The organism is Burkholderia sp. RF2-non_BP3, assembly GCF_001522185.1.
Classification (GTDB): domain Bacteria; phylum Pseudomonadota; class Gammaproteobacteria; order Burkholderiales; family Burkholderiaceae; genus Burkholderia; species Burkholderia diffusa.
In genome coordinates this window covers 183,566-204,585 of record NZ_LOSU01000057.1, presented here as the reverse complement: position 1 = coordinate 204,585, position 21,020 = coordinate 183,566, and the positions used below count along the sequence as shown (strand labels likewise).

The following is a 21,020-nucleotide window of genomic DNA, read 5'->3' as shown; positions in this document are numbered from 1 at the left end:
AGCAGCGCTGCGTTTTCAGCAGCAGAGAAGCGAGATTATGAACCGTCTTTTTCAGCTCGTCAACAACTTTCTGAACTACTTCGTTGCGACGACTGGGGTTCAACTTCGTGTGCGCCGTGGCTCTACAACCGCCCTCGACCGCACCGCTTCCCTTCTTCCTCCCGCGCTGCGTTTCCGTTAGCGCGAAGGAGGCGTGATTCTAAGCACCCACCCCGGTCTCCGCAACCCCTTTGTGAAAATATTTTGAAAAAGCCCCCGTGCGCTGCCGCGCACGGGGGCTTCGGGTTCACTGCACCGGGTGATCACGCTGGCGACCGACACCCGTCGCTCGCCAAGCACCACCCAGCCGCCGGCAAATCAGCGGTTCTTGAATACCGGCTTCCGCTTCTCGACGAATGCCGCCATCCCTTCCTTCTGATCTTCGGTCGCGAACAGCGAATGGAACAGTCGACGCTCGAAGTTGACACCTTCGGCCAGCGTCGTCTCGTACGCGCGATTCACCGACTCCTTGACCATCATGACAGCTGGCAGTGAAAACTCGGCAATCGTCGTCGCTGCGGCAATCGCTTCGTCGAGCAGTTTGTCGGCCGGCAGCACGCGCGATACGAGCCCTGCCCGTTCCGCCTCGGCCGCGTCCATGAAGCGCGCCGTCAGGCACATGTCCATCGCCTTCGCCTTGGACACCGCGCGCGGCAGACGCTGCGTGCCGCCTGCGCCCGGCATCACGCCCAGCTTGATCTCGGGCTGGCCGAACTTGGCCGTATCCGCTGCGAAGATGATGTCGCACATCATCGCGAGCTCGCAACCGCCGCCAAGCGCAAAGCCCGCCACGGCAGCAATGATCGGCTTGCGGATCTCGCGGACGCTCTCCCAGTTACGGGTGATGTAGTCGCCGCGATAAACATCCATATAGGAATAGGTCGCCATCATGCCGATGTCGGCCCCCGCCGCGAACGCCTTTTCGCTCCCCGTCACGACGATCGCGCCGATCGCGTCGTCTGCGTCGAACGCTTTCAGCGCAGCACCCAATTCATCCATCAGCGCATCGTTCAGCGCATTTAGCGCCTTCGGACGGTTCAGCGTGATCAGCCCGACTCGCCCCCGGGTCTCCACCAGGATGTTCTCGTAAGACATCTATTTCTCCTCGATCAATGAAATGAGAAACGCCTCGCACATGCGAATAGTTTGATGCTACCATTCTCCGACCAACCGGTCGGTTAATTAATCGATCCAACCCTTCCCTACGTCCATTAGGCCGCCGTCATGACCCATGCACTGTTCACGAAGCACGAAGACACGCTGAAACACGCCCTCGCCGCCATCGAGAGCCGCGGGTACTGGAGCCCGTTCGCGGAAATGCCGAGTCCCAAAGTGTACGGGGAAAGCGCCAACGCAGATGGCGAAGCGGCGTTCAAGGCACACCTCGGCAACACGTTCGTGCTCGACCAGCCGGCGTCCGCTGGAACCGTCGGCGCTGAGCAGTCGCCGTACGGGATCGCGCTGGGCATCCGCTATCCGAAATCGACACCCGACGAACTGATTGCCGCGGCCGCTAATGCCCAGCGTGCATGGCGCGAAGCCGGCCCGAGCGCCTGGATCGGCGTCAGTCTCGAAATCCTCGCACGGCTGAATCGCGCAAGCTTCGAGATTGCCTACAGCGTAATGCACACGACGGGCCAGGCGTTCATGATGGCGTTCCAGGCCGGCGGCCCGCACGCGCAGGATCGTGCGCTCGAAGCGGTCGCCTACGCCTGGGACGAGTTGCGCCGCATCCCCGCAGATGCACACTGGGAGAAGCCGCAAGGCAAGAACCCGCCTCTCGCGATGCACAAGCGTTATACGATCGTCCCGCGCGGCACCGGCCTCGTGCTCGGCTGCTGCACGTTCCCGACCTGGAACGGCTACCCCGGTCTGTTCGCCGACCTGGCGACCGGCAACACGGTGATCGTCAAACCTCATCCGGGCGCGATCCTGCCGCTCGCGATCACGGTCCGCATCGCCCGCGACGTGCTGCGCGAAGCCGGTTTCGATCCGAACGTCGTTACGCTCCTCGCGACCGAGCCGAACGACGGCGCCCTCGTGCAAGACCTCGCACTGCGTCCTGAAATCAAGCTGATCGACTTCACGGGCAGCACGCAAAACGGCACGTGGCTCGAACGCCATGCCCATCAGGCACAGGTGTATACCGAGAAGGCCGGTGTCAACCAGATCGTGATCGACTCGACCGACGACCTGAAGGCCGCGGCCAAAAACATCGCGTTCTCGCTGGCGCTGTACTCCGGCCAGATGTGCACGGCACCGCAGAACATCTACGTGCCGCGCGACGGCATCCGGACGGCGGACGGCCATGCAAGCTTCGACGAAGTCGCCCAGGCGATCGCCGTCTCCGTGCAGAAACTGACCGGCGACCCGGCTCGCTCGGTCGAACTGATCGGCGCGATCCAGAACGACGGCGTGGCCGCGCGCATCGACGACGCCCGCAAGCTCGGTCGTGTGCTCGCCGACAGCCAGACGCTCCAGCATCCGACGTTCGCCGATGCTCGCGTGCGTACGCCGCTCGTGCTGCAGCTCGACGTGGCCGACCGCGCGAAATTCACGCAGGAGTGGTTCGGCCCGATCTCGTTCGTCATCGCGACCGACTCGACCGCGCAGTCGCTCGATCTCGCCGGCGAAATCGCCGCGGAACATGGTGCACTGACGCTCTCCGTCTACAGCACCGACGACAAGGTCCTCGACGCTGCGCACGATGCAGCGGTGCGTGGCGGCGTCGCGCTGTCGATCAACCTGACGGGCGGCGTGTTCGTCAACCAGTCGGCCGCATTCTCCGACTTCCACGGCACCGGCGCGAACCCGGCCGCCAACGCGGCGCTCGCCGATCCGGCGTTCGTCGCCAACCGGTTCCGTGTGGTGCAAAGCCGCGTCCATGTTGCGCCGAAGGCCGTACCTGCGGAAGCCGGCCAGACGGCATAACCCGAATGGCCGACGTGCAAACGCCATCACGTTCTCTACCATGAACGAATCCGCCAACCGGCGGGTTCGTTGCACATCGACATCCCCATGACCGACGCCTACATCTGCGACGCGATTCGCACCCCCATCGGCCGCTACGGCGGCGCCCTGAAAGACGTTCGTGCCGACAATCTCGGCGCGGTGCCGCTCAAGGCGCTCATCGAACGCAACCGCAACGTCGACTGGTCGGCAATCGACGACGTCGTCTACGGCTGCGCAAACCAGGCCGGCGAGGACAACCGCAACGTCGCGCGCATGTCCGCGCTGCTCGCGGGCCTGCCGACCGCCGTGCCGGGTACGACGCTGAATCGGCTGTGCGGCTCGGGCATGGACGCCGTCGGCACCGCCGCGCGCGCGATCAAGGCGGGCGAGGCCCGCTTGATGATCGCGGGCGGTGTCGAAAGCATGACGCGCGCGCCCTTCGTGATGGGCAAGGCCGCCAGCGCATTCGCGCGCCAGGCCGACATCTACGACACGACGATCGGCTGGCGTTTCGTCAATCCGCTGATGAAACAGCAATACGGCGTCGATTCGATGCCGGAGACGGCCGAGAACGTCGCTGTCGACTACGACATCAGCCGTGCCGACCAGGACCTGTTCGCGCTGCGCAGCCAGCAAAAGGCCGCACGTGCGCAGCAAGACGGCACGCTCGCCGAGGAAATCGTCCCGGTGACGATTCCGCAGAAGAAAGGCGACGCGCTCGTTGTATCGCGCGACGAACATCCGCGCGAAACGTCTCTCGAAGCGCTCGCGAAGCTGAAGGGCGTCGTGCGACCGGACGGCTCGGTAACGGCCGGCAACGCGTCGGGCGTCAACGACGGCGCATGCGCCCTGCTGCTCGCCAACGCGGAAGCTGCCGATCAATATGGGCTGCGCCGCCGCGCACGCGTCGTCGGCATGGCAACCGCCGGCGTCGAACCGCGCGTGATGGGGATCGGACCGGCGCCGGCCACGCAGAAACTGTTGCGCCAGCTCGGCATGACGATCGACCAGTTCGACGTGATCGAGCTGAACGAAGCGTTCGCCTCGCAAGGTCTCGCGGTGTTGCGCATGCTCGGCGTCGCCGACGACGATCCGCGCGTGAACCCGAACGGCGGTGCGATCGCGCTCGGCCACCCGCTCGGCGCATCGGGCGCTCGGCTCGTGACCACGGCGCTTCACCAACTCGAGCGTACGGGCGGCCGGTTTGCGCTCTGTACGATGTGCATCGGCGTCGGCCAGGGCATCGCGATCGCCATCGAGCGCGTGTAACCGACGCGCCGCGCGCCTATAACGAAGTCATGAAGGAGACACTGCATGTCATATGAGGCGATCCAGCTCGATATCGATCAGACTGCCCGCGTGGCCACGATCACCCTCAACCGCCCGGACAAGCTGAACAGCTTCACGCGTGCGATGCACCGCGAACTGCAGTCTGCGCTCGATGAAGTCGAAACGGCCGGCGCACGAGCGCTGATCCTGACGGGTGCGGGGCGTGGCTTTTGCGCAGGCCAGGACCTGGCCGATCTCGACTTCACGCCTGGCGCGTCCACTGACCTCGGCACGCTGATCGACGAGCATTTCAATCCGCTGATTCGTCGCCTGCAACGCATGCCGGTTCCGGTGATCGCCGCCGTCAACGGCACGGCGGCCGGCGCCGGCGCGAATCTCGCGCTCGCCTGCGACATCGTCTTCGCAGCACGCTCGAGCAGCTTCATCCAGGCATTCGTCAAGATCGGGCTCGTGCCCGATTCCGGCGGGACATGGTTCCTGCCGCAACGCGTCGGCATGGCACGCGCGCTGGGGCTCGCCTTGACCGGCGACAAGCTCGGCGCCGAACAGGCCGAACAATGGGGCTTGATCTGGCGTGCGGTCGACGACGATGCGCTCGCCGTGTCGGTCCGTCAGCTCGCCAATCAGCTCGCGCAGCAACCGACGCTCGCGATCGCGTCGATCAAGCAATCGATGCGCGACAGCGTCACGAATACGCTCGACCAGCAGCTCGACCTCGAACGCGACCTGCAGCGCAAGCTCGGCCAGTCGTACGACTACGCGGAAGGCGTGAAGGCGTTCATCGAGAAGCGTGCCCCGCGCTTCGAGGGGCGTTGACATGACCACCGCCAACGACACGCTCGACCCCGACGCGCTCGCCCACGCGACGGCACGGGCCATGTACGACGCGGACGCCTGCAGCCGCGCGTTCGGCATGGAAATCGCCGAAGTGCGCGCCGGCTACGCACGTCTGCAGATGCGCGTACGGCCGGAATTCCTGAACGGACATCAGACCTGCCACGGCGGCATCATCTTCACGCTCGCCGATTCGACGTTTGCGTTCGCGTGCAATTCGTACAACCTGAATACCGTTGCGGCTGGCTGCTCGATCGAATACCTGCGTCCCGTATACGGTCACGACCTGCTGACGGCCGAAGCGATCGAGCAGACGCGCAGCGGCCGGTACGGCATCTACGACATCCGCGTCACGAACCAGACAGGCGAAACGGTCGCGATGTTTCGGGGCAAATCGGCCCAGATCAAGGGCACGGTGCTGCCGGAAGAGCATTGACGTCCACGGCTCGCTCATAACAATCACTGGAGACAGGCATGACTACCCCGCTACCGCTCGAGCCGATCGAGACCGCCTCACGCGACGAACTGACCGCACTGCAGCTCGAACGCCTGAAGTGGTCGCTCCGGCATGCGTACGACCACTCCCCCGTCTATCGCCGCAAATTCGACGAAGCGGACGTGCATCCCGACGACCTGAAAACGCTCACGGATCTGTCGCGCTTCCCGTTCACGACCAAGAGCGACCTCCGCGACAGCTACCCGTTCGGAATGTTCGCGGTGCCGCAGGACCAGATCTCGCGCATTCACGCGTCGTCGGGCACGACCGGCAAGCCGACCGTCGTCGGCTATACGGCGCGCGACATCGACACGTGGGCCAATCTCGTCGCGCGCTCGATCCGCGCGGCCGGTGCGCGGCGTGGCGACAAGGTCCACGTCAGTTATGGATACGGCCTGTTCACCGGCGGGCTCGGCGCACACTACGGTGCCGAGCGTGCGGGCCTGACCGTGATCCCGTTCGGCGGCGGCCAGACCGAAAAGCAGGTGCAGCTGATCCAGGATTTCCGGCCCGACATCATCATGGTGACGCCGAGCTACATGCTGTCGATCGCCGACGAGATCGAGCGCCAGGGCCTCGATCCCGCACAAAGCTCGCTGCGCATCGGCATCTTCGGCGCTGAGCCGTGGACCAACGACATGCGCGTGGCCATCGAGCAGCGGATGGGCATCGACGCGGTCGACATCTATGGGCTGTCCGAAGTGATGGGCCCCGGCGTCGCATCGGAATGCGTCGAGACCAAGGATGGCCCGACCATCTGGGAAGACTACTTCTATCCGGAAATCATCGACCCCGACACCGGCGAAGTGTTGCCGGACGGTGAACTCGGCGAGCTGGTCTTCACGTCGCTGACGAAGGAAGCGCTGCCGATCATCCGCTACCGGACGCGCGACCTCACGCGTCTGCTGCCCGGCACCGCCCGCACGATGCGCCGGATGGAAAAGATCACCGGGCGCTCGGACGACATGATGATCGTGCGGGGCGTCAACGTCTTCCCGACGCAAATCGAAGAGCAGCTGCTGAAACAGCGTGCGCTCGCGCCGCACTATCAGATCGTGCTGACGAAGGAAGGTCCGCTCGACGTGCTGACGCTCAATGTCGAGCCGTGCCCCGACACTGCCCCCGACACGGCGGCAATCCATGCGGCGAGACAAGCGCTCGCGCACGACATCAAGTCGCTGATCGGCGTAACCGCCGTGATCAACGTGCTGCCCGTGAACGGAATCGAGCGTTCGGTCGGCAAGGCGCGCCGCGTGATCGACAAGCGCAAGGGCTGATACTCGCCCATCCCCCCGCTACCCGACCGCCGCCCGCAACAGCAATCGCGAAGCAAAAAAACAGCCCGACCGGCCAACGCCGATCGGGCTGTTTCACTTCGATGCCCGGCTACACGCATACGCCGGCACCACCGCGCATCACGAATTCGGGAACAGCAGCCACATCCGGCCGATCTGCTTCATCCGTCCGGCCTGGTCGCCGGCGTCGTCGCCCAGCCCCCAGAAATAGTCGGCCCGCACGCCGCCCTTGATCGCGGAACCCGTGTCCTGTGCGAACACGAGCCGGTTCATCGGCGTATTCGTCAGCGGACGCGTGGTCTGCAGGAATACCGGCGTGCCGAGCGGGATCGACGACGGATCGACCGCGATCGAACGCTCCGCCGTGAGCGGCACGCCAAGTGCGCCGATCGGGCCGTCCGCGCCGCCGTGCGGTGCATCTTCCTTGGTCGGCATGTCGCGGAAGAACACGAATCGCGGATTCGTGTCGAGCAACGCGTCCACGCGAGTCGGGTTCGCCTTCGCCCACGCCTTGATGCCCTGCATCGTCGCCTGTGCGGGCGTCAGCTCGCCGCGATCGAGCAGCCACTTGCCGATCGAGCGATACGGCTGGTTATTGGTGCCGCCGAAGCCGACCCGCATCACCGAACCATCGTCGAGCAGCACGCGCCCTGAACCCTGCACCTGCAGGAAGAACGCCTCGATCGGATCGTCGACCCACACGAGTTCGTTGCCGTTCAGGATGCCCGCCCGCTCGAGCTGCGCGCGAGCGGGCAGCGCGGCACCGGCGCGATAGCCGGCCGGCCAGCGGTACAGCGCGTACTGGTAAGGGCCGCGACGCACGCGGGAGCCGTGCAGCAGCGGCTCGTAATAGCCGGTCACGAGCCCGTCGAGCGTGCCGTCGGTATTCGCCAGCTGAAACGGCGTGAAATACGTTTCGAAGAATGCACGCGCGCTGCCGACGTCGAGCTCGTCGAGGCGATCGGCAGCCGCGCAGGCGCGCTGCCATGCCGGCTGGCGCGCGAGCCGCGCGCAGTTCTGCCGCAGCGCGGCCGTCGCGCCGATCAGCGAATCGTCCTGCCACCCCGGCACCTGCTGCCACGCCACCGGCGTAAGCCGCTTCGCGGCAACCTGTCCCGGCACGATCGCCGCGCCGGTCGGCGGCTTCAGCGCCGACGTCCGCGTCGGCGCGCCGCCGCACGCGGCAAGCAGCGCTGCCGTCGCGACCGCCGCAACCCAGCCGGCCGCCCGGGGCCCAAACCACATACAATGTTCGTTCTTGATGGAAACCGCCATGTCAGATTTTCTCGACCAATATCCGATGCTCATCTTCGCGCTCGAGGCTTTCGTAGCGCTTGCCCTGCTGATCTTCATCGTCGTGTGGACGTCGTCGGGCAGGAAGAAGCACGCCCGCGGCAACGACCGCCAGCCGCGCTGACCGGCCCCGCACGCTCAATGCAGCGTGCGCGGCATGTGCAGCGCGAATTCGTCGACCGGCGCGTCGAACCGCTCGCCGTCCTCCGCCACGCAGAAGTACGCGCCACGCATCGTGCCGACCGGCGTCGCGATCACGGCCCAGCTCGTGTATTCGAACTGTTCGCCCGGCTGCAGCAGCGGCTGGTGCCCGACGACGCCGAGCCCCTTCACTTCCTGCACGTGGTTTTCGCTGTCCGTAATGATCCAGTGACGCGCGATCAGCTGCGCCGCGACCTGCCCGGTATTGCGGATGGTCAGCGTGTACGCGAATGCGTATTGACGTCGATCGGGGTCGGATTGTTCCGGCAAGTAGCTGGTTTTCACCGAAACGGTGAACTGATACTGACTCATGGTGTTTCCGCTGTAGGTAACCGCCCGCGCCGACTCGAGCGGCGGGGCCGCGGGCGCGCCGCACTGGTTCGGCATTCTATGCGGAATCGGGCCGCAACCGCACGGCCCGTCGCCGCGCACCGGGTCGCCTGACGGTAGAATGGCGGTTTTGCGCCGCAGCGTCCCCGCTCCCCTGTCATGACTCAATTCCGCATCGCTCCCAGCATCCTGTCGGCCGACTTTGCACGGCTCGGCGAAGAAGTCCGCAACGTGGTCGCCGCCGGCGCCGACTGGATTCACTTCGACGTGATGGACAACCATTATGTGCCGAACCTCACGATCGGCCCGCTCGTCTGCGAGGCGATCCGCCCGCACGTGCAGGTGCCGATCGACGTGCATCTGATGGTGCGCCCGGTCGACCGGATCGTGCCCGATTTCGCGAAAGCCGGCGCGAACCTGATCAGCTTCCACCCGGAAGGCTCCGACCACATCGACCGCACGCTGTCGCTGATCCGCGATCACGGCTGCAAGGCCGGCCTCGTGTTCAACCCGGCGACGCCGCTGAACTATCTCGATCACGTGATGGATCGCCTCGACTTCGTGCTGCTGATGTCGGTGAACCCGGGCTTCGGCGGCCAGTCGTTCATTCCGGAAACGCTGAACAAGCTGCGCGAAGCGCGCGCCCGCATCGACGCATACACCGAGCGCACCGGCCGCGAGATCCTGCTCGAGGTGGACGGCGGCGTGAAGGCCGACAACATCGCGGAAATCGCGGCGGCCGGCGCGGACACCTTCGTCGCGGGTTCGGCGATCTTCGGCAAGCCCGACTACCGCAAGGTGATCGACGAGATGCGCGCCGCGCTCGCCACCGTCGAGCGGAGCTGACGCCGTGGCCGATTCCTCGCTGGCCGGTCAGGCACCGGCCGCAGCCGACGGCACGATCCGTTTCGCGAGGCCGCGCATCGACGCGGCGCTGATCGACCTCGACGGCACGATGGTCGACACGGCCGACGATTTCACGGCCGGGCTGAACGGGATGCTCGCGCAGCTCGGTGCGCCGGCCACGTCGCGCGACGAGGTGATCGGCTACGTCGGCAAGGGCTCCGAGCACCTGATCCAGAGCGTGCTGAAGCCGCGCTTCGCGCCCGACGAGGCGCACGCGCGCTTCGACGACGCGCTCGCGATCTACCAGACCGAATACGCGAAGATCAACGGCCGCCACACGCGCCTCTATCCGGACGTCGCAACCGGCCTCGACGCGCTGCGCGCAGCCGGCATCCGGCTCGCGTGCGTGACGAACAAGCCGCACCGCTTCGCGGTCGAGCTGCTCGAGCAATACGGGCTGATCGATCGCTTCGGCGTCGTGCTCGGCGGTGACAGCGTCGCGCGCAAGAAGCCCGATCCGCTGCCGATGCTGACGGCATGCGACGCGCTCGGCGTCGCGCCGGACGCGGCCGTCGCGATCGGCGACTCGGAAAACGACGCGCTGGCGGGCCGCGCGGCGGGGATGGCGACGCTGACGGTGCCGTACGGCTACAACCACGGCAAAGCTATACAAACGATAAATTCGGATGGTATAGTCGATTCGTTGCTGGTCGCGGCCCGCGCGATTACCGCGCACAACGCCGGCCGGCCAACCATCTGATTATTTCTTCCATCCGCATGTTTCTGAATAAAAAACGGAGTCTGAGCAGCATCGACCGGGGAGCCTGGCCCTGGCGTCGCTGGTCGCGCTAACCTCTTCGATGAGGTACGCTGAGGCACGTCTTCAGCGCCGTTTTTTATCTCGCTGCGCATCCGCGCGCCGATCGTCGCACCACCTCGAGTTCTACCGCGTCCGAACGCTTGCGTTCAGGACCGGCCGCAGGCTCGCGACGTTCACGCCCGGAGTGCCGGCCGGCAACAGGCACTTCTCGATCGACCGCCCTTTCGCCGACGGCAACCCGCGCAGCGTCAAGTGATCCCTGGCGCACTCCGCCGCTCGTCCCGAACAGGACCGGAACATGACCGAACTCGAATTCCAATCGCTGGCGAACGAAGGCTACAACCGCATCCCGCTGATCGCGGAAGCGCTCGCCGACCTCGAAACGCCGCTGTCCCTCTACCTGAAGCTGGCCCAGCCTGAACGCGCGGGCGCCAACTCGTTCCTGCTCGAGTCGGTGGTCGGCGGCGAACGCTTCGGCCGCTATTCGTTCATCGGCCTGCCCGCTCGCACGCTGGTGCGCACCCGCAACGGCGTGTCCGAAGTGGTGCGCGACGGCCAGGTCGTCGAGACGCACGACGGCGACCCGTTCGAATTCATCGAATCGTTCCAGGCGCGTTTCAAGGTCGCGCAGCGCCCGGGCCTGCCGCGCTTCTGCGGCGGCCTCGCCGGCTATTTCGGCTACGACGCGGTGCGCTACATCGAGAAGAAGCTCGCGAACACCGCGCCGCGCGACGATCTCGGCCTGCCCGACATCCAGCTGCTGCTCACCGAGGAAGTCGCGGTGATCGACAACCTCGCCGGCAAGCTCTACCTGATCATCTATGCGGATCCGGCCCAGCCCGAGGCTTATACGAAAGCAAAGCAGCGCCTGCGCGAACTGAAGCAGCGCCTGCGCACGACCGTGCAGCCGCCGGTGACGTCGGCGAGCGTGCGCACCGAGACGTTCCGCGAGTTCAAGAAGGAAGACTATCTGGCCGCCGTGCGCCAGGCGAAGGAATACATCGCGGCCGGCGAACTGATGCAGATCCAGGTCGGCCAGCGGCTGACGAAACCGTACCGCGACAACCCGCTGTCGCTGTATCGCGCGCTGCGTTCGCTGAATCCGTCGCCGTACATGTATTACTACAACTTCGGCGATTTCCACGTGGTCGGCGCGTCGCCGGAAATCCTGGTGCGCCAGGAAAAGCGCGGCGACGACCAGATCGTCACGATCCGTCCGCTGGCCGGCACGCGTCCGCGCGGCAACACGCCCGAGCGCGACGCGGAACTCGCGACCGAACTGCTGAACGATCCGAAGGAAATCGCCGAGCACGTGATGCTGATCGACCTCGCGCGCAACGACGTCGGCCGCATCGCGGAGATCGGCTCGGTGCAGGTGACCGACAAGATGGTGATCGAGAAGTACTCGCACGTGCAGCACATCGTCAGCTCGGTCGAAGGCAAGCTGAAGCCCGGCATGACGAACTACGACGTGCTGCGCGCGACGTTCCCGGCCGGCACGCTGTCCGGCGCGCCGAAGGTGCGCGCGATGGAACTGATCGACGAGCTCGAGCCGATCAAGCGCGGGCTGTACGGCGGCGCCGTCGGCTACCTGTCGTTCTCGGGCGAGATGGATCTCGCGATCGCGATCCGCACGGGCCTGATCCACAACGGCAACCTGTACGTGCAAGCGGCGGCCGGCGTCGTCGCGGACTCGGTGCCCGAATCCGAATGGCAAGAGACCGAAAACAAGGCGCGCGCGGTGCTGCGTGCGGCCGAACAGGTCCAGGACGGCCTCGATAGCGACTTCTGACCGGAGACTGACCATGCTGCTCATGATCGACAACTACGACTCGTTCACCTACAACCTGGTCCAGTACTTCGGCGAACTGGGCGAGGACGTGCGCACGTATCGCAACGACGAAATCACGCTCGACGAGATCGCGCGCCTGAACCCCGACACCATCTGCCTGTCGCCCGGCCCGAGCAACCCGCAGCACGCGGGCATCACGCTCGACGTGCTGCGCGAATTCGCGGGCAAGAAGCCGATCCTCGGCGTCTGCCTCGGCCATCAGGCGATCGGCGAAGCCTTCGGCGGCCGCGTCGTGCGCGCGAAGACCATCATGCACGGCAAGGTGAGCCGGATCGAAACCGACTGCCGCGGCGTGTTCGCCGATCTGCCGAAACATTTCGACGTCACCCGCTACCATTCGCTCGCGATCGAACGCGAATCGCTGCCCGACTGCCTCGAGGTGTCCGCGTGGACCGACGACGGCGAGATCATGGGCGTGCGTCACAAGACGCTGCCGATCGAAGGCGTGCAGTTCCACCCGGAATCGATCCTCTCCGAGCACGGCCACGCGCTGCTCGAGAATTTCCTGAAGCAGAATCGCGCAACGGCCCGCGCGACCGCGCCGGCAGCCTGACGGGAGACATACGATGACGATTACCCCGCAGGAAGCGCTGCAACGCACGATCGAACACCGCGAGATCTTCCACGACGAGATGCTGCACCTGATGCGGCTCATCATGCGCGGCGACATGTCGCCCGTGATGGCGGCCGCGATCATCACCGGACTGCGCGTGAAGAAGGAGACGATCGGCGAGATCGCCGCCGCCGCGACCGTGATGCGCGAATTCGCGAACCACGTCGAAGTGCAGGACAACTCGAACTTCGTCGACATCGTCGGCACGGGCGGCGACGGCGCACACACGTTCAACATCTCGACCGCGTCGATGTTCATCACGGCCGCGGCCGGCGCGAAGGTCGCGAAGCACGGCAACCGCGGCGTGTCGAGCAAGTCCGGCAGCGCCGACGTGCTCGAGGCGCTCGGCGTGAACATCGACCTGCAGCCCGACCAGGTTGCCGCGTCGATCGCCGAAACCGGCATGGGCTTCATGTTCGCGCCGAACCATCATCCGGCGATGAAGAACATCGCGGCCGTGCGCCGCGAGCTCGGCGTGCGGACGATCTTCAACATTCTCGGCCCGCTGACCAATCCGGCCGGCGCGCCGAACCAGCTGATGGGCGTGTTCCACCCCGACCTGGTCGGCATCCAGGTGCGCGTGATGCAGCGCCTCGGCGCGCAGCACGTGCTGGTCGTGTACGGCAAGGACGGGATGGATGAAGTGTCGCTCGGCGCCGCGACGCTCGTCGGCGAATTGCGCGACGGCGAGGTGCACGAATACGAGATCCATCCGGAGGACTTCGGCCTGCAGATGGTGTCGAACCGCACGCTGAAGGTGGAAAATGCCGAGGAATCGCGCACGATGCTGCTCGGCGCACTGGACAACCAGCCGGGCGTCGCACGCGAGATCGTCACGCTGAACGCGGGCACCGCGCTCTATGCGGCCAATATCGCCGAATCGATCGCGGACGGCATCCAGCTCGCCCGCGAAGCGATCGCGAGCGGCAAGGCGCGCGCGAAAGTCGACGAACTCGTGCGTTTCACGCAGCAGTTCAAGCGCTGACTCCCTTTACGAATCAAGCAGGAACCCACATGAGCGACATTCTCGACCGAATCATCGCCGTCAAGCGCGACGAAGTCGCGGCGGCCATGCGCAGCACGCCGCTCGAGGCACTGAAACTGGACGCATCGACGCGCGACCTGCGCGACTTCGTCGGCGCGCTGCGCGCGAAGCAGGCGGCCGGCAACGCGGCGGTGATCGCCGAAGTGAAGAAGGCGAGCCCGTCGAAGGGCGTGCTGCGCGAGCATTTCGTGCCGGCCGACATCGCGCGCTCGTATGCGGCCCACGGCGCCGCGTGCCTGTCGGTGCTGACCGACGAGCAATTCTTCCAGGGCAGCGTCCGCTATCTCGAGGAAGCGCGCGCGGCCTGCACGCTGCCGGTGCTGCGCAAGGACTTCATCGTCGATGCGTACCAGATCCTCGAAGCGCGCGCGATGGGCGCCGACGCGATCCTGCTGATCGCCGCCGCACTCGACACGCCGCTGATGCAGGACCTCGAGGCGTATGCGCACTCGCTCGGCCTCGCGGTGCTGGTCGAAGTTCACGACCGCGACGAGATGGAACAGGCGCTGACGCTGAAAACACCGCTGCTCGGCATCAACAACCGCAACCTGCGCACGTTCGAGACGACGATCCAGACCACGCTCGACATGCTCGACATGATTCCGGCGGACCGCATGGTCGTGACCGAGTCGGGCATCCTGTCGCGCACCGACGTCGACACGATGCGCGCGGCGAACGTGAATGCGTTTCTCGTCGGCGAGGCGTTCATGCGCGCCGATCAGCCGGGCGAGGAACTCGCGCGGATGTTCTTCTGATGGCGATCGAAAAGGAAATCAAGCTCGCGCTGCCGGCCGGCGAGGCCGATGCGGCGCGGCGCTTTTTCGAGACGCTGACCGGCGAAGCCGGCGATGTCATCGCGCTCGCGAACGTCTACTACGACACGCCCGATCTCGCGCTGGCCCGTTCGAAGAGCGCGGTGCGCGTGCGCCGCACGCCGCATGGCTGGCTGCAGACGTTCAAGACGGTCGGCAGCGCGGAAGCCGGCCTGCATCGCCGCCATGAATGGGAGTTGCCCGTCGCCGGCGATGCGCTCGAAATCGATGCGCTCGTCGCCGCGTGCGACGTGCCGAACGCTGCCACCGCGCTGCGCGACGCCGCGCCGGCGCTGCACGCGCTGTTCCGGACGGATTTTTCGCGTACGCTGTGGCGCATCGCAATCGGCGGCGCAACCGTCGAGGCCGCGGTGGACGTCGGCGAGATCGTCGTCCAGGCGGAAAACGATACGCGCCGCGAACCGATCAGCGAAATCGAACTCGAACTGATCGACGGCCCGGAAGCGGCGCTCGCGACGCTCGCCGCCGAACTGCAGCAAGCGCTGCCGGGCCTCGCCCCCGAAAACATCAGCAAGGCGCAGCGCGGCTACCGGCTGCGCGCGCAATAAACCCGCATCACGCATGGCAACCCGCAAGACTCTCCGGACGCCGCAACAGGCGTCGCTGTTCGACGATCCCGTGCCGGAAACGGCGCAGGACGATGTTTCCGCCCCGGCACCCGCGCCCGCCGCGGCCGGGCGCAAGCCCGCAAGGAAGGCCGCGGCAACCGCCCCGGCTGCCGCGGCGCCGCAGCCCGCTGCCGCGCACGTCCCACACCTCGCCGCGCAGTTCGACGCACTGCCGGCCGTCTGGCGCGACGTGCTGAAACCCTTCACCGACAGCGACGCGTATGCACCGCTGTGCCGCTTCGTCGACGACGAACGCGCGGCCGGCAAGACCGTCTACCCGACCGACGTGTTTCGCGCGCTGCGCCTGACGAGCCCGGACGACGTGAAGATCGTGATCCTCGGCCAGGATCCGTACCACGGCGACGACCGCGGCACGCCGCAGGCGCATGGCCTGGCTTTCTCGGTGCCGCCGGCCGTGCGCACGCCGCCGTCGCTGCGCAACATCTTCAAGGAAATCGCCGCGAATTTCGGCCACGACACACCGCGTCACGGCTGCCTCGATACCTGGGCGCGCCAGGGCGTGCTGCTGCTCAACACCGTGCTGACGGTCGAGCGTGGCGCGGCCGCGAGCCACGCGAGGCGCGGCTGGGAGCAATGCACGGACACGCTGATCCGCGAACTCGCCAGCCGCCATCGCGGCCTCGTGTTCATGCTGTGGGGCGCGCATGCGCAGGCGAAGCGCGCGCTATTCGATGCGAGCGCGCATTGCGTGCTCGAGGCGCCGCATCCGTCGCCGCTGTCCGCGCACCGCGGCTTCCTCGGTTGCCGCCACTTCGCGCTCGCGAACGACTATCTGGTCGAAGCGGGTCGCGAGCCGATCGACTGGCGCCTGCCGGAGGTGGCCGAAACGCTCGCGTAGCCGTTCCGCGTTCAGCTTCCCGCTTTCGTCTGCATCATGCGAAAACGCCGCGCCCCTTTCGGGACGCGGCGTTTTTTTATCTGGCGACGCAGCGGGTGCAACGCACCCGCATCGACCTTACGCGGCAGCGATCGCTTCGCGGGCGCCGGCAAGCGCGGCGCTTTGCGCATCCGGCCCGAGATTCAGGCCTTCCGCGTGGATGAAGCTTACGTCGGTCAAGCCGATGAAGCCGAGGAACGTGCGCAGGAACGGCGTCTGGCTGTCGTTCGGCGTACCCAGGTACTTGCCGCCGCGCGCCGTCACCACGTGAACCTTCTTGCCCTTGACCAGGCCTTCCGGGCCGTTCTCGGTGTAGCGGAACGTGACGCCTGCGCGGGCGATCCAGTCGAAATACGTCTTCAGTTGCGACGAGACACCGAAGTTGTACATCGGTGCGCCGATCACGATGATGTCGGCGGCCTGCAGTTCGGCGATCAGTGCATCGCTCTTCGCGACGATCGCATTCTGTTCCGCGCTGCGCTGGTCGGCCGGCGTGAAGAATGCGCCGAGCACCGATTCGTCGAGGTGCGGCAGCGCGTCGGCCAGCAGGTCGCGAACCACGACGTTCGCGCCCGGGTTCGATTGTTGCAGCTTTGCCGTCAGTTCGTTGGCCAGCAGCGTGGATTGCGCACCTTGCGAGCGCGCCGCGGAATTGATTTGCAGAATGGTCGTCATGTCAGGCTCCGGTTTGGTTGCGCTTCGGTAGCGCGAGTGACGCCATTGTGCGTGGCCGCATGGTCGCGAAAAAGCGGGCTCAAGGCGACGGATTGTTGCAACAGCAGAACAATCATTGATCGCGCCCCGAAACCCGCTCGCGCATGCTCAGCCCTTCAGCCAGGCTTCCCGGGCCTTGTGCGCGGCAGCCGGCTTGGCGGCCGCCGTCAGCCGGTAGCGCGCGACTTCCGGGCCGTCGAGCTTCAGCTTCGCGGTCCGCAGCTCGTCGCGGCGGAATGCATGCACCTCGACCTTGTCGCCCGGGCGGTAGCGTGCGAGCAGCGTATCGAGGTTCGTGCCGGTGACGCGCAGCCCGTCGAGCGCGATCAGCGTGTCGCCGGCCGACAGCCCCGCACGACGCGCACCGCCGCCTTCATATACCGCCGCCAGCGTGCAGTCCGCGCCGCCGCGCAGGCGCGCGCCGATCGTCGGCTTCGCAGCCGCGCCAGGCGCGACCTCGGGCGCGAGCGTCACGCCGAACGGCGCGAACAGGTCGGCGAGCGGCAGGTCGCGCGTGCCGTGCACGGCGTCGGCGAACAGCCGGCCGAGCGCGACGCCCGTCGCTTCCTCGATCAGCGTCTCGACCTCGTTTTCCTCGACGCCCGCCTGCTTGCCGCGATAGAACTCGCGTCCGTAGCGTTGCCACAGCAAGCGCATCACGTCGTCGAGCGACTTGCGATTGCGCGTCTGCGCGCGGATCGCGAGATCGAACGCGAGCGCGACGAGCGAACCCTTCGTGTAGTAGCTGACGATCGCGTTGGTCGCGTTCTCGTCCTGGCGGTAGTACTTGATCCACGCATCGAACGAGCTTTCCGCGACGCTCTGCTTCAGCCGCCCCGTGCCGCGCAGCACGCCGCCGACGGTACGGCCGAGCGCCGCGAAATATTCGTCCTGCGACAGCAGCCCGCTGCGCACGAGCATCAGATCGTCGTAATAGGACGTGAAGCCCTCGAACAGCCACAACAGCGACGTGTAGTTTTCGCGCGCGAGGTCGTACGGCACGAACGCAGCCGGCTTGATGCGCTTCACGTTCCACGTATGGAAATACTCGTGGCTGCACAGGCCGAGGTACGTGCGATAGCCTTCCGTCGTTTCCGGCCGGCCCTTCACCGGCAGATCGGTGCGGTTGCAGATCAGCGCGGTCGACGCACGGTGCTCGAGGCCGCCGTAGCCGTCGCTGACCGCGAGCGTCATGAACACGTAGCGGTCCATCGGCGCCTTCTTCGATTTCGGCTCGAACAGCGCGATCTGCGCCTCGCACACGCGCTTCAGGTCGGCGCGCAGCCGCTCCATGTCGAGCTGCGTCACGCGCCCGGCGATCACGATGTCGTGCGGCACGCCGTGCGCGTCGAACGTCGCCAGCGCGAATTCACCGATCGTCACCGGATGGTCAGTGAGTTCGTCGTAGTTCGACGCGCGGTACGCGCCGAACCCGTAGCGCCGGGTGCCGCGCGCCTCGGGCAGCGACGTACCGACGCGCCACGCGCGGAACGCCGGGCCCGCCGGTTTCGCGATGTCGACCTCGCACGGCGCATCCTCGCGGCCGGCCACGCTCAGGAACACGGCCGTGGCATTGAAGAAGCCGCCCGATTCGTCGAGATACGCGGAGCGGACCGACAGGTCCCACGCGTACACGTCGTAGCGAAGCGTCAGCGCGCCGTTCACCGGCGCGGCCTGCCACGTGTTCTTGTCGGTTTTCGCGATTCGCACCTTGCGGCCCGCGTCGTTGAACGCGGCGAGCGTCACGATGTTGCGCGCGAACTCGCGCACGAGGTAGCTGCCCGGAATCCACACCGGCAGCGAGAAGCGCTGGCCTTCGGGATCGGGATCGGCGACCGTCACCGACACTTCGAACAGGTGCGCGGCAAGATCTTTCGGGGCAATCGAATAACGGATCGGCTGGGTCATCGTGGGATTCGGACGAAAATCGGACGGAATACGGCGGCGGAAACGACGAGAGGCGCCGGCTGATGTCGCGGGCGCCCCTCGCTGGCCGGGCCATGCGGCCCGGCGTGTCGGTCGGTTACTTGCTCGACGCGAGCGCCTGGTTCAGCTGATCGGCCGACACCGCGCCCGGCAGGCGGCGGCCGTCGGGCAGGAAGATCGTCGGCGTGCCGGTGACGTTCATCCCGCGGCCGAGCGCGAGGTTCTTGTCGAGCGCGGTCGTGTCGCAGGTGCCGGCGCCGGTCGGCACGCGATGGTCGAGCATCCAGCCTTCCCAGGATTTCGCGCGGTCGGTCGCGCACCAGATCGCCTTCGACTTCGCGGTCGAATCGGGCGACAGAACCGGGTACAGGAACGTGTAGACGGTCACGTTGTCGATCGACTGCAGCGTCGTCTCGAGGCGCTTGCAGTACGGGCAGTTCGGATCGGAGAACACCGCGATCTTGCGTGCGCCGTTGCCCTTGACGACCTTGATCGCGTTCGCGAACGGCAGGCTCGCGAAGTCGATCTTGTTGAGGTCGGACAGGCGCGCGTCGGTCAGGTTCTTGTGCGTCTTGGTGTCGACGAGATCGCCGAGCAGCACGTAGTCGCCGGCTGCATCGCTATAGATGATCTGCGTGCCGAGGTTCACTTCGTACAGGCCCGCGATCGGCGATTTCGACACGCTCTTGATCGGTGCGTCGTTGCCGAGTCGCGCTTGCAGCGTAGCTTTCAGCTTGTCGGTGGTCTGGTCGGCCTGCGCGGTGCAGCCGAGCGTCGCCATCGTGACGGCCAGCGCCAGCGATGCGATGCGGATCGTTTTTTTCATCCTGTAGTTCCTTCAGCTCAATCGGAGTGCACGTCACAGTGTACGCCGTAACGGAACCCTGTCCGACAGGCCGAAGGCGCGAAGGTTCGATCAGCCGAGCGCGGCCGACACGAGCCAGCGCTTCACGAGCGGTTGCGCACCGACGAACGCCATGCCCGCGTTGCGCACCGCCTTCGCAAGGGAGCCAGGCACCGCGAACAGCCGCTGCAGCCCGTCGGTCGCGACCATCAGCGCGCGGATGTCCTCGCGGCGCGAACGCTCGTAGCGGCGCAGCAGCACCGTGTCCCCGAGGTTGCGGAAGCTCTCCTTGTTCGCGATCGCATCGGCGAGCGCCGCGACGTCGCGCAGCCCAAGGTTCATCCCCTGCCCCGCGAGCGGGTGAATCAGGTGCGCGGCATCGCCGACGAGCGCGACACGCGGGGCGATCAGCTTGTCGACGGTCTGCAGCGCGAGCGGGAAGCCGGCCGCCGGCGTCACGCATTCGAGCGCGCCGAGCTGGCCGTGCGACACGCGCTCGACTTCGGCCGCAAGCTGCGCGGGATCGAGCGTGAGCAGTTCGTCCGCGTGCGCGGTGTGCGCGGACCACACGAGCGATACGTGACCGTCCGGCAGCGGCAGCAACGCGATGATCTCGCCTTCGTGAAACCACTGGCAGGCCGTCTCGCGGTGCGGCAGCGACGCCTTGAAGTTCGCGACGACGCCCGTCTGCCGGTAATCGCGCCGCTCGACCTTGGCCCCCATTTGCGAGCGCACCCACGAATGCGCGCCGTCCGCGCCGACCACGAGGTCCGCTTCGAGCACCTGGCCCGACGACAGCGTGAGCACCGCTGCGTCGTCGCGCACGTCGAAGCCCTGCGCGCGCGCATCGAACCACGTGAGGTTCGGCTGGAACCGCAGCGCGGCGTCGAGCGACGTCTCGATCAGCGACGATTCGGCGATCCAGGCGAGTTGCGGCACGGAAGCCTGGTACGCGGAGAAATGCAGTTCCGCGTGCGCATCGCCGTATACGCGCATGTCGTAGACCGGCGCGAGCCGGCCATGGTCGAGCGCCTGCCAGACCCGCAGCCGCTCCAGCAATGCCTGCGAGCTGGACGACAGCGCGTAGATGCGCGTGTCGAACGCGAGATCGGCGGGGCGCGGCGTGGCCGGCTGGGCGAGCAAGGCGGTCTTGTAGCCGGACTGGGTCAGCGCGAGCGCGGCCGTCTTGCCGACGAGCCCGCCGCCGACCACGGCGACGTCGAAGGTGTGGTGGGCAGTCATGGCGGGCATTATAGCTGCGGGGCCAATCCCTTACGCGGCCGGACTTTGC

Annotated in this window: 22 protein-coding genes; 15 read left to right on the top strand and 7 right to left on the bottom strand. The window is 66.5% G+C overall.

From position 1 onward, the window contains the following. Positions 1-181 (top strand): hypothetical protein (locus tag WS45_RS35900; protein ID WP_218921645.1); only part of this gene is annotated, 181 nt, incomplete at its 5' end. A gap of 176 nt (positions 182-357) precedes the next feature. Here the strand turns inward: WS45_RS35900 and WS45_RS27705 are convergent. Then, positions 358-1,134 (bottom strand): enoyl-CoA hydratase, encoded by a 777-nt coding sequence (locus tag WS45_RS27705; RefSeq protein WP_059692314.1) that lies wholly within the window; start codon positions 1,132-1,134, stop codon positions 358-360. Positions 1,135-1,263: 129 nt separating this feature from the next. Between WS45_RS27705 and paaN the strand changes: the two genes are divergently transcribed. The 5 genes from paaN to paaK all read left to right on the top strand — a co-directional run bounded on the left by paaN (position 1,264) and on the right by paaK (position 6,888). Continuing rightward, entirely contained in the window at positions 1,264-2,970 is a 1,707-nt protein-coding gene (paaN, locus tag WS45_RS27700) for a phenylacetic acid degradation protein PaaN (RefSeq protein WP_059692315.1), read from the top strand. An 87-nt stretch (positions 2,971-3,057) separates the two neighbouring features. Next, the gene (gene pcaF, locus WS45_RS27695) at positions 3,058-4,260 is read left to right on the top strand and encodes a 3-oxoadipyl-CoA thiolase (RefSeq protein ID WP_059692316.1); all 1,203 of its coding nucleotides are present in this window, start codon (positions 3,058-3,060) and stop codon (positions 4,258-4,260) included. Positions 4,261-4,305: 45 nt separating this feature from the next. Beyond that, the gene (paaG, locus tag WS45_RS27690; RefSeq protein ID WP_059692317.1) at positions 4,306-5,097 is read left to right on the top strand and encodes a 2-(1,2-epoxy-1,2-dihydrophenyl)acetyl-CoA isomerase PaaG; all 792 of its coding nucleotides are present in this window, start codon (positions 4,306-4,308) and stop codon (positions 5,095-5,097) included. 1 nt (position 5,098) lies between these two features. Continuing rightward, the gene (gene paaI, locus WS45_RS27685) at positions 5,099-5,551 is read left to right on the top strand and encodes a hydroxyphenylacetyl-CoA thioesterase PaaI (protein ID WP_059692318.1); all 453 of its coding nucleotides are present in this window, start codon (positions 5,099-5,101) and stop codon (positions 5,549-5,551) included. A 38-nt stretch (positions 5,552-5,589) separates the two neighbouring features. Continuing rightward, positions 5,590-6,888: a phenylacetate--CoA ligase PaaK gene (paaK, locus tag WS45_RS27680; RefSeq protein WP_059702640.1), complete on the top strand. Its 1,299-nt coding sequence runs from the start codon at positions 5,590-5,592 to the stop codon at positions 6,886-6,888. Positions 6,889-7,026: 138 nt separating this feature from the next. Here paaK and mltA read toward each other — a convergent pair whose 3' ends face one another. Beyond that, a complete protein-coding gene (mltA, locus tag WS45_RS27675; protein WP_244135304.1) occupies positions 7,027-8,151 on the bottom strand; it encodes a murein transglycosylase A in 1,125 nt (374 codons plus the stop codon). Between the two features lie 28 nt (positions 8,152-8,179). On the opposite strand from mltA, the gene WS45_RS36270 reads away from it, so the two are divergent. Next, positions 8,180-8,323, top strand: a complete 144-nt coding sequence (locus WS45_RS36270; protein WP_006758475.1) for a hypothetical protein — start codon at positions 8,180-8,182, stop codon at positions 8,321-8,323. Between the two features lie 14 nt (positions 8,324-8,337). Here WS45_RS36270 and apaG read toward each other — a convergent pair whose 3' ends face one another. Then, positions 8,338-8,712 (bottom strand): Co2+/Mg2+ efflux protein ApaG, encoded by a 375-nt coding sequence (apaG, locus tag WS45_RS27670; protein ID WP_057924835.1) that lies wholly within the window; start codon positions 8,710-8,712, stop codon positions 8,338-8,340. Positions 8,713-8,889: 177 nt separating this feature from the next. On the opposite strand from apaG, the gene rpe reads away from it, so the two are divergent. From rpe to WS45_RS27630, 8 genes are all read left to right on the top strand, one after another. Continuing rightward, the gene (gene rpe, locus WS45_RS27665) at positions 8,890-9,576 is read left to right on the top strand and encodes a ribulose-phosphate 3-epimerase (protein ID WP_006482066.1); all 687 of its coding nucleotides are present in this window, start codon (positions 8,890-8,892) and stop codon (positions 9,574-9,576) included. Between the two features lie 4 nt (positions 9,577-9,580). After that, a complete protein-coding gene (locus WS45_RS27660) occupies positions 9,581-10,336 on the top strand; it encodes a phosphoglycolate phosphatase (RefSeq protein ID WP_059532689.1) in 756 nt (251 codons plus the stop codon). Positions 10,337-10,694: 358 nt separating this feature from the next. Next, positions 10,695-12,188, top strand: a complete 1,494-nt coding sequence (trpE, locus tag WS45_RS27655; RefSeq protein ID WP_059532692.1) for an anthranilate synthase component I — start codon at positions 10,695-10,697, stop codon at positions 12,186-12,188. 13 nt (positions 12,189-12,201) lie between these two features. Next, a complete protein-coding gene (locus tag WS45_RS27650) occupies positions 12,202-12,801 on the top strand; it encodes an aminodeoxychorismate/anthranilate synthase component II (RefSeq protein ID WP_059532695.1) in 600 nt (199 codons plus the stop codon). A 13-nt stretch (positions 12,802-12,814) separates the two neighbouring features. Next, on the top strand, positions 12,815-13,846 hold the full coding sequence (gene trpD / locus WS45_RS27645; RefSeq protein WP_059702638.1) for an anthranilate phosphoribosyltransferase: 1,032 nt from the start codon (positions 12,815-12,817) through the stop codon (positions 13,844-13,846). Positions 13,847-13,875: 29 nt separating this feature from the next. Next, entirely contained in the window at positions 13,876-14,661 is a 786-nt protein-coding gene (trpC, locus tag WS45_RS27640) for an indole-3-glycerol phosphate synthase TrpC (RefSeq protein WP_059532701.1), read from the top strand. Continuing rightward, a complete protein-coding gene (locus WS45_RS27635) occupies positions 14,661-15,287 on the top strand; it encodes a CYTH domain-containing protein (protein WP_059702636.1) in 627 nt (208 codons plus the stop codon). The genes trpC and WS45_RS27635 overlap by 1 nt, the downstream gene beginning before the upstream one ends. A gap of 13 nt (positions 15,288-15,300) precedes the next feature. After that, the gene (locus WS45_RS27630; RefSeq protein ID WP_059532705.1) at positions 15,301-16,206 is read left to right on the top strand and encodes a uracil-DNA glycosylase; all 906 of its coding nucleotides are present in this window, start codon (positions 15,301-15,303) and stop codon (positions 16,204-16,206) included. Positions 16,207-16,323: 117 nt separating this feature from the next. Here the strand turns inward: WS45_RS27630 and WS45_RS27625 are convergent, their stop codons facing one another. From WS45_RS27625 to WS45_RS27610, 4 genes are all read right to left on the bottom strand, one after another. Further along, the gene (locus WS45_RS27625) at positions 16,324-16,920 is read right to left on the bottom strand and encodes an FMN-dependent NADH-azoreductase (RefSeq protein ID WP_059692322.1); all 597 of its coding nucleotides are present in this window, start codon (positions 16,918-16,920) and stop codon (positions 16,324-16,326) included. A 147-nt stretch (positions 16,921-17,067) separates the two neighbouring features. After that, positions 17,068-18,867 (bottom strand): M61 family metallopeptidase, encoded by a 1,800-nt coding sequence (locus tag WS45_RS27620; RefSeq protein WP_059702634.1) that lies wholly within the window; start codon positions 18,865-18,867, stop codon positions 17,068-17,070. A gap of 115 nt (positions 18,868-18,982) precedes the next feature. Further along, positions 18,983-19,711: a DsbC family protein gene (locus WS45_RS27615; RefSeq protein ID WP_059702632.1), complete on the bottom strand. Its 729-nt coding sequence runs from the start codon at positions 19,709-19,711 to the stop codon at positions 18,983-18,985. A 90-nt stretch (positions 19,712-19,801) separates the two neighbouring features. Next, on the bottom strand, positions 19,802-20,980 hold the full coding sequence (locus WS45_RS27610) for a UbiH/UbiF family hydroxylase (protein ID WP_059702630.1): 1,179 nt from the start codon (positions 20,978-20,980) through the stop codon (positions 19,802-19,804). Positions 20,981-21,020: the final 40 nt, after the last annotated feature.